A 14,615-nucleotide genomic window follows, 5' to 3' on the forward strand; every position below is an offset into this window, starting at 1 on the left:
AGGCGACGGCGTAGCCAACTCATTGAAATCGCAACAGTCGAGCAGCGCTCGATCGGCGCGGCTGCAGCGATCGAGCTTTACCGCCCTACCTGCCACGCACTCACGACAGCCCCAATCTCCACCACCTCCGGCTCCCGTATCGTCGACGGCGTGCGCGAAAACCGTGGTGCAGGCGCCGGTTGCGTCACGCCGTGACGCTCGACGAACACGCCGCGCGCGGCCATGTGGGCGTGCTGCGGGGCTTCGGACATGGTCAGCACCGGCGCGAAGCAGATGTCGGTGCCTTCCATGATCGCGCACCATTCCTCGCGCGTCTTGCTCTTGAACACGCTGACCAGCTTCTCCCTCAGCGCCGGCCATGCGCGCGGGTCCATCTGCGCGTCGAAGGCGGGATCGGAGAGGTCGGCGTGCTGGCGCAGCAGCGCGTAGAACTGCGGCTCGATCGAGCCGATCGAGATGAAGTTGCCGCAGGCACATTCGTAGACGCCATAGAAATGCGCGCCGCCGTCGAGGAAGTTGCGCTCGCGTCCCTCGGTCCAGCGGCCCATCGCCGTGAGGTCGAAGAACATCGCAAGCAGCGAGGCCGCGCCGTCGCACATCGCGGTGTCCACCACCTGGCCCTTGCCCGACTTCGACGCTTCGAGCAGCGCGGCGAGCACGCCGACGACGAGATAGAGCGCGCCGCCGCCGAAATCGCCGACCAGATTGAGCGGCGGCACCGGGCGCTCCTTCGGCCCGATCGCGGCCAGCGCGCCGGTGATCGAGATGTAGTTGATGTCGTGGCCGGCCGCCTGCGCCAGCGGTCCCTCCTGGCCCCAGCCGGTCATGCGGCCATAGACCAGTCTTGGATTGCGTGCGAGCACGACATCAGGGCCGAGGCCGAGCCGCTCCATCACGCCGGGACGGAAACCTTCGATCAGCGCGTCGGCGCCAGCGAGCAACTCAAGAACCTCAGCGATGACCTTCTTGTCCTTGAGATCGAGCTCGATGACCTTGCGGCCGCGGCCGGCGACCGATTTCATCGTCTTGCGTGCACCGACGCGATCGAGCGTGACGACCTCCGCGCCCATGTCCGCCAGCAGCATGCAGGCGAACGGTCCCGGTCCGATGCCGGCGAACTCGACGATGCGGAAGCCGGCGAGCGGTCCGGTGGCGCGGGTCTGAGTGTCTGGTGCGGGCTTGTCGAGCACGTCGTCATGTCCTTGATTCACGCGTCTTGTCGTATCGGCGTTTCCTGATGCGTGCGATTGTCCCGCTTGCATCAGGCCAACGCAAGCGCGCCGTATGCCGCAAAGCAAAACGGCGCGCATCGCTGCGCGCCGTTTGGAATTTGTTGTGCCGCTCCGCGGAATGATCCGCGTCGTGCACGCTAGCCGGCGGCTGCGACCGCGCGCTGCGCCATCACCTTCACCAGGTTGGCGCGGTAATCGGCAGAGCCGTGAATGTCGCTCAGCAGGCCGCTCGCGGAGACGCTGACGCCGTCGATCGCCGAGGCTGACCAGTTCGCCTTCAGTGCCGCTTCGATGGCCGAGACACGCATCACGCCGCTCTGCGACGCGCCGGTGGCGGCGACGCGGACATCGCCGCCCTTGGTCTTGGTGACGAACACGCCGGTCAGCGCGAAGCGCGACGCCGGGTGGCGCATCTTGGCGTAGCCGGCCTTATCGGGAACCGGGAACGCCACCTCGGTGATGATCTCGCCGTCCTCGAGCGCCGTCGTGAACAGGCCCTTGAAGAAATCATCGGCTGCAATCGACCGCTTGTTGGTCTTCACGGTGGCGCCGAGCGAGATCAGCGCCGCCGGGAAATCCGCGGCCGGATCGTTATTGGCGATCGAGCCGCCGATGGTGCCGCGGTGACGCACGGCAGGATCGCCGAGCACCGAGGTGAGATAGGAGATCGCGGGGATCGCCTTCTTCACGTCGGCATTGGTCATGATGTCGTAATAGGTCGTCGCCGCCTTGATCACGAGCGTATCGCCCGAAAGCTGCACGCCGATCAGGTCCTTGATCTTGCCGATGTCGATGACGTCAGACGGGCTGGCGAGGCGCTGCTTCATGACCGGAAGCAAGGTGTGGCCGCCGGCGAGGAACTTGGCTTCGCTGCCTTTGGCGAACAGCGCCGCCGCTTCGTCGACCGAGGAGGCGCGATGGTAGGTCGTCTCGTACATGAGAATCTCCCTGAATTTTTTATCGAGATCATTCCGGGGCCGCGCTCGCGCGCGCCCCGGAGCGATGATCAACCGTGGATCGCATGCCAGACGCGGTCAGGCGTCGCCGGCATTTCGAGCTTGTTGTTGCCGATCGCATCCGTGATCGCGTTGATCACGGCGGCGGATGCGCCGATCGCGCCGGCCTCGCCGCAGCCCTTCACGCCGAGCGGATTGCCCGGGCACAGGGTCGTGGTGTGGCTGAGCTTGAACGACGGCACGTCGTCGGCGCGCGGCATCGCGTAGTCCATGAAGGACGCGGTGATCGGCTGGCCGTTGCTGTCGTACATCGCGTGCTCGAGCAGCGCCTGGCCGATGCCCTGGACCAGACCGCCATGGACCTGGCCTTCGACGATCATCGGGTTGATCAGCCGGCCGAAATCGTCCGCCGCGACGAAGTTGACGAACGACGTCTTGCCGGTGGCCTCATCGACCTCGAGCTCGCAGATATAGGTGCCGGCCGGGAAGGTGAAGTTGGTCGGATCGTAGAAGGCGGTCTCCTTCAATCCGGGCTCCATGCCGTCCGGCAGGTTGTGCGCGGTGTAGGCGGCGAGCGCGACCATCGGCAGCGCGATCGACTTGTCGGTGCCGGTCACCTTGAACTCGCCGTTCTCGATGACGATGTCGCCTTCGGAGGCCTCGAGCGCATGGGCCGCGATCTTCTTGGCCTTGGCCTCGACCTTCTCCATCGCCTTCAGGATCGCGGTGAGACCGACGGCGGCCGAGCGCGAGCCGTAGGTGCCCATGCCGAACTGCACCTTGTCGGTGTCGCCATGGACGATCGAGACCTGGCTGATCGGCACGCCGAGGCGTTCGGCGATCAGCTGGCAGAAGGTGGTCTCGTGGCCCTGGCCGTGGCTGTGCGAACCCGTGAGCACCTCGATGGTGCCGACCGGATTGACGCGGATCTCAGCCGATTCCCACAGGCCGACGCCGGCCCCTAAGCTGCCCACCGCCTTCGACGGCGCGATGCCGCAGGCTTCGATGTAGCAGGAGAGGCCGAGGCCGCGCAGCTTGCCCTGCGCCTTGGCGGCCGCCTTGCGCGCCGGGAAGCCGGCATAGTCGATCGCCTTCATCGCCGAATCCAGCGAAGCGTTGAAGTCACCGGTGTCGTAGGCCATGATCACCGGGGTCTGGTGCGGGAACTGGGTGATGAAGTTCTTCCGCCTGAGATCGGCCGAATCCACCTTGAACTGGCGTGCCGCCGTCTCGATCAGCCGCTCGAGCAGATAGCTCGCTTCGGGTCGCCCCGCGCCTCTGTAGGCGTCGACCGGCGTGGTGTTGGTGTAGACGCCCATCACCTCGGCGTAGATCGCCGGGATATTGTACTGGCCCGACAGCAGGGTCGCGTACAGATAGGTCGGGACCGACGACGAGAACAGCGACATGTAGGCGCCGAAATTGGCGTGGGTCTTGACCCGCAGGCCAAGGATCTTGTGGTCGGCATCGAACGCCATCTCGGCCTTGGAAATGTGGTCGCGGCCGTGCGCGTCGGTCAGGAACGCCTCGGTGCGGTCGCCGGTCCATTTCACCGGACGGCCGACCTTCTTGGAGGCCCACAGCGCCACCATCTCCTCGGGATAGATGAAGATCTTGGAGCCGAAGCCGCCGCCGACGTCAGGCGCGATCACGCGCAGCTTATGCTCCGGGGCGATGTTGTAGAACGCCGACAGCACCAGGCGGGCGACGTGCGGGTTCTGCGAGGTCGTGTAGAGCGTGAAGTGCTCTTCGGCGGCGTCGTAATCGGCAACCGCCGCACGCGGCTCCATCGCGTTGGGGGCCAGCCGGTTGTTGGTGAGCTCGAGGCTCACGACATTGGCGGCCTTGGAGAAGGCGGCATTGACCGCGGCTTCGTCACCGATCGACCAGTCATAGACGACGTTGCCGGGGGCTTCCGGGTGCAGCTGTGGCGCGCCGGACTTCAGCGCGGAGGGCATGTCGGCGACCGCCGGCAACTCCTCATATTCGACCACGACCGCTTCGGCCGCGTCACGGGCGATGTTCTTGCTCTCGGCGATCACGACCGCGACGGCCTGGCCGACGAAGCGCACGGTCTCCGGCGCCATCGCCGGCCATGCGCCCATCTTCATCGGCGAGCCGTCCTTCGAGGTGATGGCCCAGCCGCAGATCAGATTGCCGACCTTGTCGTCGACGATCTGCTTGCCGGTCAAAACCGCGACCACGCCCGGCATCGCCTCGGCGGCCGAAGAGTCGATGCTCCTGACCTTGGCGTGCGCGTGCGGGCTGCGGACGAAATGGGCATGGGTCATGCCCAGCAGCTTGATGTCGTCGACGTAGCGGCCCTTGCCGGTGATGAAACGCTTGTCTTCCTTGCGGACGACGCTCGCGCCAATGCCTTCCATGCCCATGCGATCTCTCCCCTACCGGAGTTTTTGCTGTCCCGCCGCGGCCATCGCGCGTGGCGGTCTTGGTCTCGGTATGTGTTGAACTGGTAGCTGCGGCGGCCTTATTCGGCAGCCTGAGCGACCTTCATGCGTCCGGCGGCATCGAGAACGGCCTTGACGATGTTGTGATAGCCGGTGCAGCGGCAGATGTTGCCTTCCAGCTCCTCACGCACGGTGGCCTCGTCGAGCTCGCCTCCGTGGCGGTGCACAATATCGATGGCCGACATGATCATGCCCGGCGTGCAATAGCCGCATTGCAGGCCGTGATTGTCGCGAAACGCCGCCTGCATCGGGTGCAGTTCGTCGCCCTTGGCAATGCCTTCGATGGTGGTGACGTTGGCGCCGGCGGCCTGGGCGGCCAGCACGGTGCAGGATTTCACGGAGCGGCCGTCGATGTGGACGACGCAGGCGCCGCATTGGCTGGTATCACAGCCGACATGGGTGCCGGTAAGATTCAGATGATCCCGCAGGAGGTGAACGAGCAGGGTGCGATCCTCGACCTCAGCCGAGACCGCCTTGCCGTTCACCGTCAGTTTGACTGTCGACACGAGTAACCTCCCGATGAATTGTTCTTATTCTGATTAGAAACAGCGCCCCCAGGACTTTGCAACTCGAATTTTCGTCTCCGATGTCATTGCGACGTCTTGGCGAGGTCTTGCGCCGGGGCATCGGCGATTCGGTCGCATGTGGCGCCGGCGCGTGCGGGGCATGGTCGGCGTGTCGAAGTCGGACTGTATGCCGATGCTGCCCATTTACTGGCTCTTAGCCATTGTGACGTAGTTTTGATCACGCTCTGGTGCTTTGCATCCGGGCTGGACGGCTCTGGTCATATCAAGAATGGCGTGTCGGGGGTGGGAATGTCTGCGCATTTGGCGCCGCAGTCGCGGCGTGGCAATTTTCTGACCCTGCGCTTCCGCGCCAAAATCTTTCTCGGCTTTGCCGTGGTGCTGGCGATTTCCGCCGCCAGCATCGGCTTCGCCTATGTCGGTTTCGAGCAGGTGGCGGCCGCCGTCGCATCCTATCGGGTCAGCGTCGCGGAGGCCGACACGGCCCGCAATATCGACCGCGAGCTCGTCTCCTATCAGGCGCTCGCCCGCTATTTTGCGCTCACCGGAAAACCCGAGGACGAGGCGGCCGCGACGGCGGCGCAACAGTCGCTGCAGGCGGCGATCGACAAATCGCTGGCGGCGACCCGCGCGCCGGAGCGACGGGCGCAGCTCGGCAAGCTGCAGGCGCAGTTTCAGACCTTCGCCAAGATCTTTTCCGACGTCGTCGGCCTGACCCGCGACAATACGAAGCTGGCGACCGACCAGATCGGCATCATCGGCAACAAGATCCGCTACAAGTTCGACGACCTGGCCGACACGGCGGCGCTGGCGGGGCTGTCCAGCGTGCAAACCACGGCCAAGGATCTGACCGGCCAGTATCTGACCGCCTCGGCCCTGATCGGCACCTTCATTGCGAAGCCTGATCCGAAGACCGCGGACGGCGCGATTGCCAGGACGCGTTTCCTGGAGACGTCGCTGGTCACGATCTACGCCAATGACGAGAAGGTGACGCAGCGCGTCGCTGAGCTGGGCGACCTCATCAAGCAGTACCGTGCCGCCTTCATCAAGTTTTCGGACAATTCCAAGGCGCTGGCGAAGCTGGTGCAGGACATGGGCACCGCCGCGACCGAGATCCTCGGCCTGTCGAACGGGCTGAGGTCCGACCTCGCGGCGGATCAGCAGCGCATCGAAGCCTCCAGCAATGCCACCATCGCCGAGATCGAACGGCTGATCGCGATCCTCGCCGTCGGCGGCCTCGCGCTCGGTGCCGCGCTGGCGCTGATGCTCGGCAACGGTATTTCCAAGCCGATGATCACGATGTGCAAGGCGATGCGCGAGCTCGCTTCCGGCAATTTCGATGTCCGGCTGCCGGGTCTCGGGCGTGCCGATGAGATCGGCGAGATGGCGGCCGCCGTCGAGGAGTTCAAGGTGCAGGCGGTGGCCAAGGCGGAGCGCGACGCCGCGACGCAGGACGCCCAGAACAAGGCCGCCGTGGCGTCGCGCCGGGCCGAGTTGATCCGTTTCGCCGACGAGTTCGAGACCGCCGTCGGCTCGATCGTGTCCAACGTCTCGACCTCGGCCGAGCAGCTCGAGCAGGCCGCCTCGACGCTGACCCGCACCGCGGAGACCACGCAGTCACTGGCGAGCCGCGTCAGCGGCACCTCCGACCAGGCCACGAGCCGCATCCACTCGGTGGCGAGCGCGACCGACGAGCTGTCGGCCTCGGTGAACGAGATCGGCCGTCAGGTCCGCGAGTCCAACCGCATCGCCGAATCGGCTGTCGCCCAGGCCGAGGAGACCGATGGCCGCATCGGCAAGCTGTCGCGCGCGGCGCAGGAGATCGGCGACGTCGTCAAACTGATCACCGCCATCGCCGAGCAGACCAACCTGCTGGCGCTGAACGCCACCATCGAGGCGGCGCGTGCCGGCGATGCCGGCCGCGGCTTCGCGGTGGTGGCTTCCGAGGTCAAGTCGCTGGCCGAGCAGACCGCCAAGGCGACCGACGACATCTCCAACCACATCTCCGGCATGCAGGCGGCGACCCAGGAATCGGTGACCGCGATCAAGCAGATCGGCGGCACCATTGGCCAGATCTCGGCCATCGCCTCGTCGATCGCCACTGCCGTCGAGCAGCAGGGCGGCGCGACCCAGGAGATCGCCAGGAACGTGCAGAGCGTCGCCGCGGGCACGCAGGAGGCCGCTTCCGACCTCACGCAGGTCAATCGCGGCGCGACCCAGACCGGCCAGGCCTCGGAGGAGGTGCTGCGCTCGGCCAAGTCGCTGTCCTCGGAGAGCGGCCGGCTGCGCGAAGAACTCAACCGCTTCATGGCCAACATTCGCGCGGCGTAGGGTTCGCGCAGGCTCGCTGCTCACGATCTATTCTGGCCGATGTTGGGCGAGCGGCAGGGTCATACGCCACTGTCATCCCCGCGTACGCGGGGATCCATACGCCGCGGCGGTCGTGTGGCGGGCGGTAGCAATCGCGTGCCCCGATCGCGCATCACGCGGTATGGATCCCGGGTCGCGCTCGCTTGCCCGGGACGACACCCGAGATTCTGGCGCCAACCCGGGAAAACGAGCTCTCTATGCACCGGGCGTTGCGTGGCGAAGTTTCGCCGCCCCGCTGCGGGAACCCCCCGCCTGACGGGACGTTGAGTCGCAGCGGCAGGACATCGCTGCCGCATTTGCTCCAACCTTCTCGGTCTAGCATGCGGTGCGACCCGCGCCGTCGCAGTGGGATTCCATGGCACCCCGGCAGGCATCCTTTCCTCATCTCCGCGTCATCACCTCCGCGGCACATTCCGGCGAGCCGGCGCAGGAGACTGGCGACCGGGACCGCATCATCGAAACCAACATTCCCGCCCGGCTCGACGATCTCCGCTGGAGTGCCTTCCACACCCGCGTCGTGCTTGCGCTCGGCATCACCTGGGTGCTCGACGGGCTCGAGGTGACACTCGCCGGCGCCCTGTCCGGCGCGCTGAAGCAGAGCCCGGCGCTGCACTTCTCCAACCTCGACATCGGCCTTGCCAACAGCGCCTATCTCGCCGGCGCCGTGATCGGCGCGCTCGGCTTCGGCTGGCTGACCGACCGCATCGGCCGCAGAAAGCTGTTCTTCATCACGCTCGCGCTCTACCTGTCCGCCACCGCCGCGACCGCGCTGTCCTGGAACATCGCGACCTACGCGCTGTTTCGCTTTCTCACCGGCGCCGGCATCGGCGGCGAATACACCGCGATCAACTCGACGATTCAGGAGCTGGTGCCCGCGCGCTATCGCGGCTGGACCGATCTCCTGATCAACGGCAGCTTCTGGCTCGGCGCCGCACTCGGCGCCGCCGGCGCCATCGTGCTGCTCGATCCGGACGTCACCGGCCCCGATGTCGGCTGGCGGCTGGCTTACGGGATCGGCGCCTGTCTCGGCCTCGTCGTGCTGGTTATGCGGATGTGGATTCCAGAAAGTCCTCGTTGGCTGATGATTCACGGCCACCCCGAAGAGGCGCATCGGATCGTCACCGAGATCGAACGCGACGTCACCGGCCACGACCGCGCGGCGCGCGCGAAGGAGTTGCCGACTATGCGGCTACGGATGCGTAGCCACACGCCGTTACGAGAGGTCGCGCACACGCTGTTCTCGGTCTATCGCCAGCGCTCGCTCGTCGGGCTGACACTGATGACCGCGCAGGCGTTCTTCTATAACGCGATCTTCTTTACCTTCGCGCTGGTGCTGACCGATTTCTACGGCATCAAGTCCGATCATGTCGGCTGGTACATCCTGCCGTTCGCCGCCGGCAACGTGTTGGGCCCGCTGCTGCTGGGACGGCTGTTCGATACGCTCGGCCGCCGCGCGATGATCACCTTCACCTATGGCGTCTCCGGCGTGCTGCTCGCGCTGACCGGCTATCTTTTTTCGATCGGCGTGCTCAGCGTGGAGACGCAGACCGCGGCCTGGATGGTGATCTTCTTCTTCGCATCGCCGGCCGCGAGCGCGGCCTATCTCACGGTGTCGGAGAATTTTCCGCTCGAAGTGCGCGCGCTCGCGATCGCGCTGTTCTATGCTATCGGCACTGGCATCGGCGGCGTCGCCGGACCTGCGCTGTTCGGCGCGCTGCTCGACAGCGGCGCGCGCGGTGCCGTGTTCGGCGGCTATCTGTTCGGCGCGGCGCTGATGGTGGTGGCCGCGCTCGTCGCCTGGCGTTATGCCGTCGCGGCCGAGCGCAAATCGCTCGAAGACGTGGCGCGTCCGCTCGCCGTCATGGAGTAGGCTATGATGTCTGACAATTCACAACTGATAGCGACGCGCATGACCACGTCACCCGATCAGCCTCCCGAGATCGTTCCCGCGCCCGCGAGCCTGGTGCCGCATTTGCGCGAGGTCGCGATCCTGCTCGACATCGACGGCACCTTGCTCGATCTCGCGCCGACGCCGCGCGAAGTGTGGGTGCCGCCGGGGCTGGCCGAGACGTTGAATGCCCTGCTGCAACGAACCTCCGGCGCGCTGGCGCTGGTGTCCGGCCGCTCGCTCAACGACATCGACCTCATCTTCGCGCCGGAGGTCTATCCCGCCGTCGGCGGTCATGGCGCGGAGATGCGGCTTGCCGGGGGCAGCGAAGCCGATGCCATCCAGGCGCCGCCGATGGACAAGGAGCTCAAGCGCAGGCTTGCGGCGATCGCGAAGCTCAGCCCGGGTATTCTGCTCGAAGACAAAGGCTATTCGCTGGCGTTGCATTATCGCCTCGCGCCGCAGGCCGAGAAGGCGATCTACGAAGAAGTGTCGCGCATTCGCGCTGAGCTGCCTGGCGCGCCGATCGAGGTGCTGCCCGGCAAATGCGTCTGCGAGATCAAGCATGCCGGCTTCACCAAGGCGAGCGGCGTGCGCGAGCTGATGCGGCATGCGCCGTTCCAGGGACGCAAGCCGTTCTTCATCGGCGATGACGTCACGGATGAGTCGGTGTTTGCCATCATGCCCGATTTCGCCGGCCTGTCGTTCTCCGTCGGCCGCCGCGCGCTCGGTGTCGACGGGCATTTCGACGCACCAGACGACGTGCGCGCGTTCCTGGCGCGTCTCGCGGACGGCGGAACTAATTCAGCGTCGTCGCGCTGATGCTTGTCTTTCCTGTGTAGTTCCAATTGCTAGTTCCATGTGGAACGCATTCTCACCTTTCGCGCTACCTTCTCCTTAGAAATGCTCTGAGATGATCGGCGCTGTGATTACATCGCGCCGCCGCCTGAATTTGGTTTCAATTGGTTGAAAGGGTGGCCGGGAACCATATTGATGAACAGCTGTTAACTGGCATGACCAACAGGAGGGGAGCTGTGAACCTCGTCGTGGTTTCGAATCGGGTGGCACGTGGCAAGGCCAACGAGCCAATGACCGGCGGACTTGCGGCAGCTCTGCTGCCCGTTGTGGAAAATTCTGGGGCAGTTTGGGTGGGTTCCTCGGGCCGTTTGCGTGATGGCGCGCAGATGGAACCGATAGCACAGATCGAACAGATCGGCGCCGGAGCGCTGGCGCTGTTGGATTTGCCGGCCGCACATTATGCCGGCTACTATGAAGGCTTCGCCAACTCCGCGCTGTGGCCGGCGCTGCATTCGCGCAGCGACCTGATTCGCGTCTCACACGACGACTACAACTCCTATCGTGAGGTCAACGCGTTCGTCGCGCGCGCGCTGCTGCGCTTCCAGAAGCCTGATACGCTGTTCTGGGTTCAAGACTATCACTTCCTATCGCTCGGCGCGGAGCTGCGGACGCTCGGCGTGAAGAGCCCGATCGGCTTCTTCCTGCACACGCCATGGCCCGCGCGCAGCGTCATCGACAGCGTGCCGAATCATCGTGATCTCGTGAATGCGATGCTCGCCTACGATCTGATCGGCTTTCAGACCGAGGACGATCGCGAGAACTTCAGCGCCTGCATCCGCGCCGATCTCTGCCTCCAGGTGCGCGACGGCATCGTCAAATCGCGCCATGGCCGCACGCGTCTCGCGGTCTTTCCGATCGGCATCGATGCCGACAAGTTCGCAGCATCCGCGGCGAAGGCGGCATCGCATCCGGACGTGTCGCGGCTGCGCCGCAGCCTGCATGGCGAGAAGCTCGCCATCGGCGTCGACCGGCTCGATTATTCCAAGGGCCTGGTCAACCGCATCAATGCCTTCGATCGCATGTGGACGATGCATCCGACGCTGTTGCGCGCTGCGTCGCTGTTGCAGATCGCGACGCCGTCACGCGAATCGATCGAGGCCTATGGCAACCTGCAGAGCGAGGTCGCGCGTCTCGTCAGCGACGTCAATGGCCGCCATGGCGAGGCCGACTGGACGCCGATCCGCTATCTCAACAAGGGTTACGGCCAGGGCGTGTTGGCCGGTCTCTATCGCAGCGCGCAGGTCGGCGTCGTCACGCCGCTGCACGACGGCATGAACCTGGTCGCAAAGGAATATGTCGCCGCGCAGAACCCGGTCGATCCCGGCGTGCTGGTGCTGTCGAAATTCGCCGGCGCCGCCAACGAGCTCGATTCCGCGCTGATCGTCAATCCACACGACATCGACCGTATGGCACGCACCATCGCGACGGCCCTGTCGATGCCGCTGAACGAGCGTCGCATGCGCTATGAGATCATGATGGCGAAGCTGCGCCGTCATTCGATCCAGCAATGGTTCGCGGACTTTATCGAGGTGCTGCAGGACAACGAGGCTCAGGAGGCCGGCGAGAGCGAACCTCTGCCGGCGGCGCCGGCGGGATTCCACACCAGCCGTCTTGTGACATCGAGCTTCCGTTATCACTGACGCCTGTCGAGTTGCCGGAGGCGCAGCAGTTCCTCAGTGGCAGTAGGAGACGCCCTCGAGCACGGCGCAGCGCAGCTTGTTCGGTGAGCTCGGATTGTCCATCGGCACCATGCCCTTGCCCTGGCCGACGAACACGCCGGGCCCGACCACCACGGACGCCTTGTTGCCAACGATGACGGAGGGATGCGGCTTCAGGCTGGATTTGGTCCCGTCCGGCCACAGGATCGCGTCACCCTGCCAGATCCCCTTGCGGCCGTCGTCGCAGGTCACGTCGACGCCCTGCTTGGTGCATTGATCCGCCCGCGCCCCCACGGTGGCCGCAATGCTGAACACCGCCGTCAACAGCATGGCGAGACGGGCAGGGGTCAATGACGGCATGGCTGGGTCCTCCTGGGCAGCCCGGACCGGGAGGCTGCAAATCAGTGGTCGTGCCATCCGCCCAGCCGGTTCACGGCGGGCCAGCCGGGCGGCGGCGGCCCCCGATCGAGCCCGTAACCAGGGCGGATTGATGATTTTTATCAGCGATTTGGGGGAAATTTGCCGCCGAAGCCCCCGCTCGGCTTGCAAAACGCCGCCGACCCCGCCAAGAGAGGGCCTCCGGAGAGATGGCCGAGTGGCTTAAGGCGCACGCTTGGAAAGCGTGTGTGCGGGAAACCGTACCGTGGGTTCGAATCCCACTCTCTCCGCCATCCCAGCGTTCGCATCTGTTCGCTGCCGTCCGCCAACCCCCTGAAAAATCGCCGCAATTTTCGTGCTTGATGCCTTTCGGCGTCCGCGTCGGTTCGCCCCAGAACGTGGGTAAACGCGTGCAGGACGTGGGTAGCATCGTGGGTAAGGCTGCGAGGCAAAGATGGCGCATCTGGTGGGCCGCCTGACGGCACTGAAGGTGACGAAGGTCAAGAAGCCTGGCATGTACGCCGATGGCGCTGGCCTCTATCTGCAGGTCACAGGCGACGGCGAAAAAACGCCCGCCAAATCCTGGATCTTCCGCTTCACCCTTCGCGGCCGCTCCCGCGAAATGGGCCTTGGCTCCTTCTCGATCTTTGGGTTGGGCGAAGCGCGGGCGAAGGCGGCCGAGTATCGACGGCAGGTCTACGAAGGCATCGATCCGATCGAGGCGCGACGAGCGCAGCGCGCCCAAGCTGCGCTGAAGGCCGCCGCCGCGCTAACCTTCAAGGAGTGTACCAAGCAGTATCTCGCGGCTCACAGCGCGGGATGGCGCAACGCCAAGCACGCGGCGCAATGGAGCTCGACGCTGAAGACATATGCCGAGCCGGTCATTGGTTCGCTCTCGGTCCACAGCATCGACACCGCGCTGGTGATGAAAATCATCGAGCCGTTGTGGTCGAAGAAGCCGGAAACAGCTTCGCGGCTACGAGGCCGGATTGAAGCCGTGCTTGATTGGGCGACAGTGCGCGGCTTTCGGCGGGGCGAAAATCCGGCTCGTTGGCGCGGCCATCTCGACAAGCTGCTGCCCGCACGTGCCAAGGTGCGCAAGGTCAAGCACCACGCCGCCTTGCCCTACGATGAACTGCCAGCATTAATGGCGGCCTTGCGCGCGCAAGAGGGCGTCGCGGCGCGCGCGCTCGAGTTTTTGATCCTTACGGCGGCCCGTACCGGCGAGGTGATCGGTGCGCGACAGGACGAAATCAGGGACAAGGTCTGGACGGTGCCGGCGGGACGCATGAAAGCCTCCAAGGAGCATCGCGTTCCGCTGTCGGCAGCTGCGCTCGCTGTCATCGACGCGCTGCGGAAGGAGCCGGGCGGGGCATATACGTTTCCAGGGGCCAAGCACGACAAGCCGCTCAGCAATATGGCCATGCTAGCTTTGCTCGACCGTATGGGACGATCGGATCTAACGGCGCACGGCTTTCGCTCGACGTTCCGGGACTGGGCCGCCGAGTGCACTGACTATCCGAATGAAGTGGTCGAGATGGCACTCGCCCACACGATCAGTAGCAAGGTGGAAGCCGCTTACAGGCGAGGCGATCTATTCGAGAAGCGTAGAGCGCTGATGTCCGATTGGGCGACGTTCTGCGCGTCGAGCGGAGTCGCGGATCAAAAGATGTTCTCGATCCGCGCATGAACTTTCCAATCGCCTGCCTAGCTGCGCAACCTTCGTCCTCGACGACACTACCGTGGCCTAGACCAGCAGGGCGGATATCCATTTTAGCGGCCCGATGCACGGGACTCCTGGCGCGGCGCCTTTATGCGACGCGCTTAAGCTCGCCCTTAGAAGCTTCAATTAGCTCCAGTCGTAGGGGCCTGCAGCTGCCCCGATCGCATTCGCCGGCGTTAGACTATGACTATGACAATTGCCGCGCGCGTAGATTACCGGCTACGGAGCGCCTTTGATCGACCGCGAGGCGGGAGCTCGCAGACCAGTAAGGCACCCTAAGCTTCTTGAGAAATTGGCAATCGCACGCCGGCAACATTGCAGATTGCATCGATCAGGAGCCGAACTGCTCGGGCATCCCACTCCAGGTGCTCGATAGGCACATCCCAATACTCTGACACTACGTAGGCTGTATGGCGGGCCTTTATGCCTAGACCTACGATCGTCAGCGCCGGTGCAGCCATGATAGCTCGCTCAATAGGCGCCAAGCGAGCCAGGATCGCTTCGACCTTCTGCGTTCGGCTGGCCTCGTCCGAGCGGGCGTGCTCCGCGTCTCGGGGCTC

Annotated in this window: 10 protein-coding genes and 1 tRNA gene; 6 read left to right on the plus strand and 5 right to left on the minus strand. The window is 65.0% G+C overall.

The annotated features are described in order from the left end of the window. Positions 1–77 precede the first annotated feature (77 nt). From S58_RS02645 to S58_RS02660, 4 genes are all read right to left on the minus strand, one after another. On the minus strand, positions 78–1,190 hold the full coding sequence (locus S58_RS02645) for a CaiB/BaiF CoA transferase family protein (protein WP_015663685.1): 1,113 nt from the start codon (positions 1,188–1,190) through the stop codon (positions 78–80). 179 nt (positions 1,191–1,369) lie between these two features. Beyond that, a complete protein-coding gene (locus tag S58_RS02650; protein WP_015663686.1) occupies positions 1,370–2,170 on the minus strand; it encodes an FAD binding domain-containing protein in 801 nt (266 codons plus the stop codon). Between the two features lie 68 nt (positions 2,171–2,238). Then, positions 2,239–4,578 carry a xanthine dehydrogenase family protein molybdopterin-binding subunit gene (locus S58_RS02655; protein ID WP_015663687.1) on the minus strand — a complete coding sequence of 780 codons (2,340 nt, stop codon included), beginning with the start codon at positions 4,576–4,578 and terminating at the stop codon, positions 2,239–2,241. Between the two features lie 98 nt (positions 4,579–4,676). Further along, a complete protein-coding gene (locus tag S58_RS02660) occupies positions 4,677–5,162 on the minus strand; it encodes a (2Fe-2S)-binding protein (RefSeq protein WP_015663688.1) in 486 nt (161 codons plus the stop codon). A gap of 309 nt (positions 5,163–5,471) precedes the next feature. On the opposite strand from S58_RS02660, the gene S58_RS02665 reads away from it, so the two are divergent. The 4 genes from S58_RS02665 to S58_RS02680 all read left to right on the plus strand — a co-directional run bounded on the left by S58_RS02665 (position 5,472) and on the right by S58_RS02680 (position 11,936). Further along, the gene (locus tag S58_RS02665) at positions 5,472–7,511 is read left to right on the plus strand and encodes a methyl-accepting chemotaxis protein (RefSeq protein WP_015663689.1); all 2,040 of its coding nucleotides are present in this window, start codon (positions 5,472–5,474) and stop codon (positions 7,509–7,511) included. A gap of 394 nt (positions 7,512–7,905) precedes the next feature. Continuing rightward, positions 7,906–9,420, plus strand: coding sequence for an MFS transporter (locus tag S58_RS02670; protein WP_015663690.1), 1,515 nt, complete (start codon positions 7,906–7,908; stop codon positions 9,418–9,420). A 6-nt stretch (positions 9,421–9,426) separates the two neighbouring features. Then, positions 9,427–10,260 (plus strand): trehalose-phosphatase, encoded by an 834-nt coding sequence (gene otsB / locus S58_RS02675; protein WP_377813385.1) that lies wholly within the window; start codon positions 9,427–9,429, stop codon positions 10,258–10,260. 212 nt (positions 10,261–10,472) lie between these two features. After that, positions 10,473–11,936 (plus strand): trehalose-6-phosphate synthase, encoded by a 1,464-nt coding sequence (locus tag S58_RS02680; protein WP_015663692.1) that lies wholly within the window; start codon positions 10,473–10,475, stop codon positions 11,934–11,936. Positions 11,937–11,969: 33 nt separating this feature from the next. On the opposite strand, the gene S58_RS02685 is transcribed toward S58_RS02680, so the two are convergent. Further along, positions 11,970–12,314, minus strand: coding sequence for a hypothetical protein (locus tag S58_RS02685; RefSeq protein WP_015663693.1), 345 nt, complete (start codon positions 12,312–12,314; stop codon positions 11,970–11,972). Positions 12,315–12,535: 221 nt separating this feature from the next. Here S58_RS02685 and S58_RS02690 point away from each other — a divergent pair. After that, a tRNA-Ser gene (locus tag S58_RS02690) sits at positions 12,536–12,625 on the plus strand. Positions 12,626–12,786: 161 nt separating this feature from the next. After that, complete coding sequence (locus S58_RS02695) at positions 12,787–14,022, plus strand: tyrosine-type recombinase/integrase (protein ID WP_015663694.1); 1,236 nt, start codon at positions 12,787–12,789, stop codon at positions 14,020–14,022. Positions 14,023–14,615 lie beyond the last annotated feature (593 nt).

This window comes from Bradyrhizobium oligotrophicum S58, from assembly GCF_000344805.1.
Lineage (GTDB): Bacteria > Pseudomonadota > Alphaproteobacteria > Rhizobiales > Xanthobacteraceae > Bradyrhizobium > Bradyrhizobium oligotrophicum.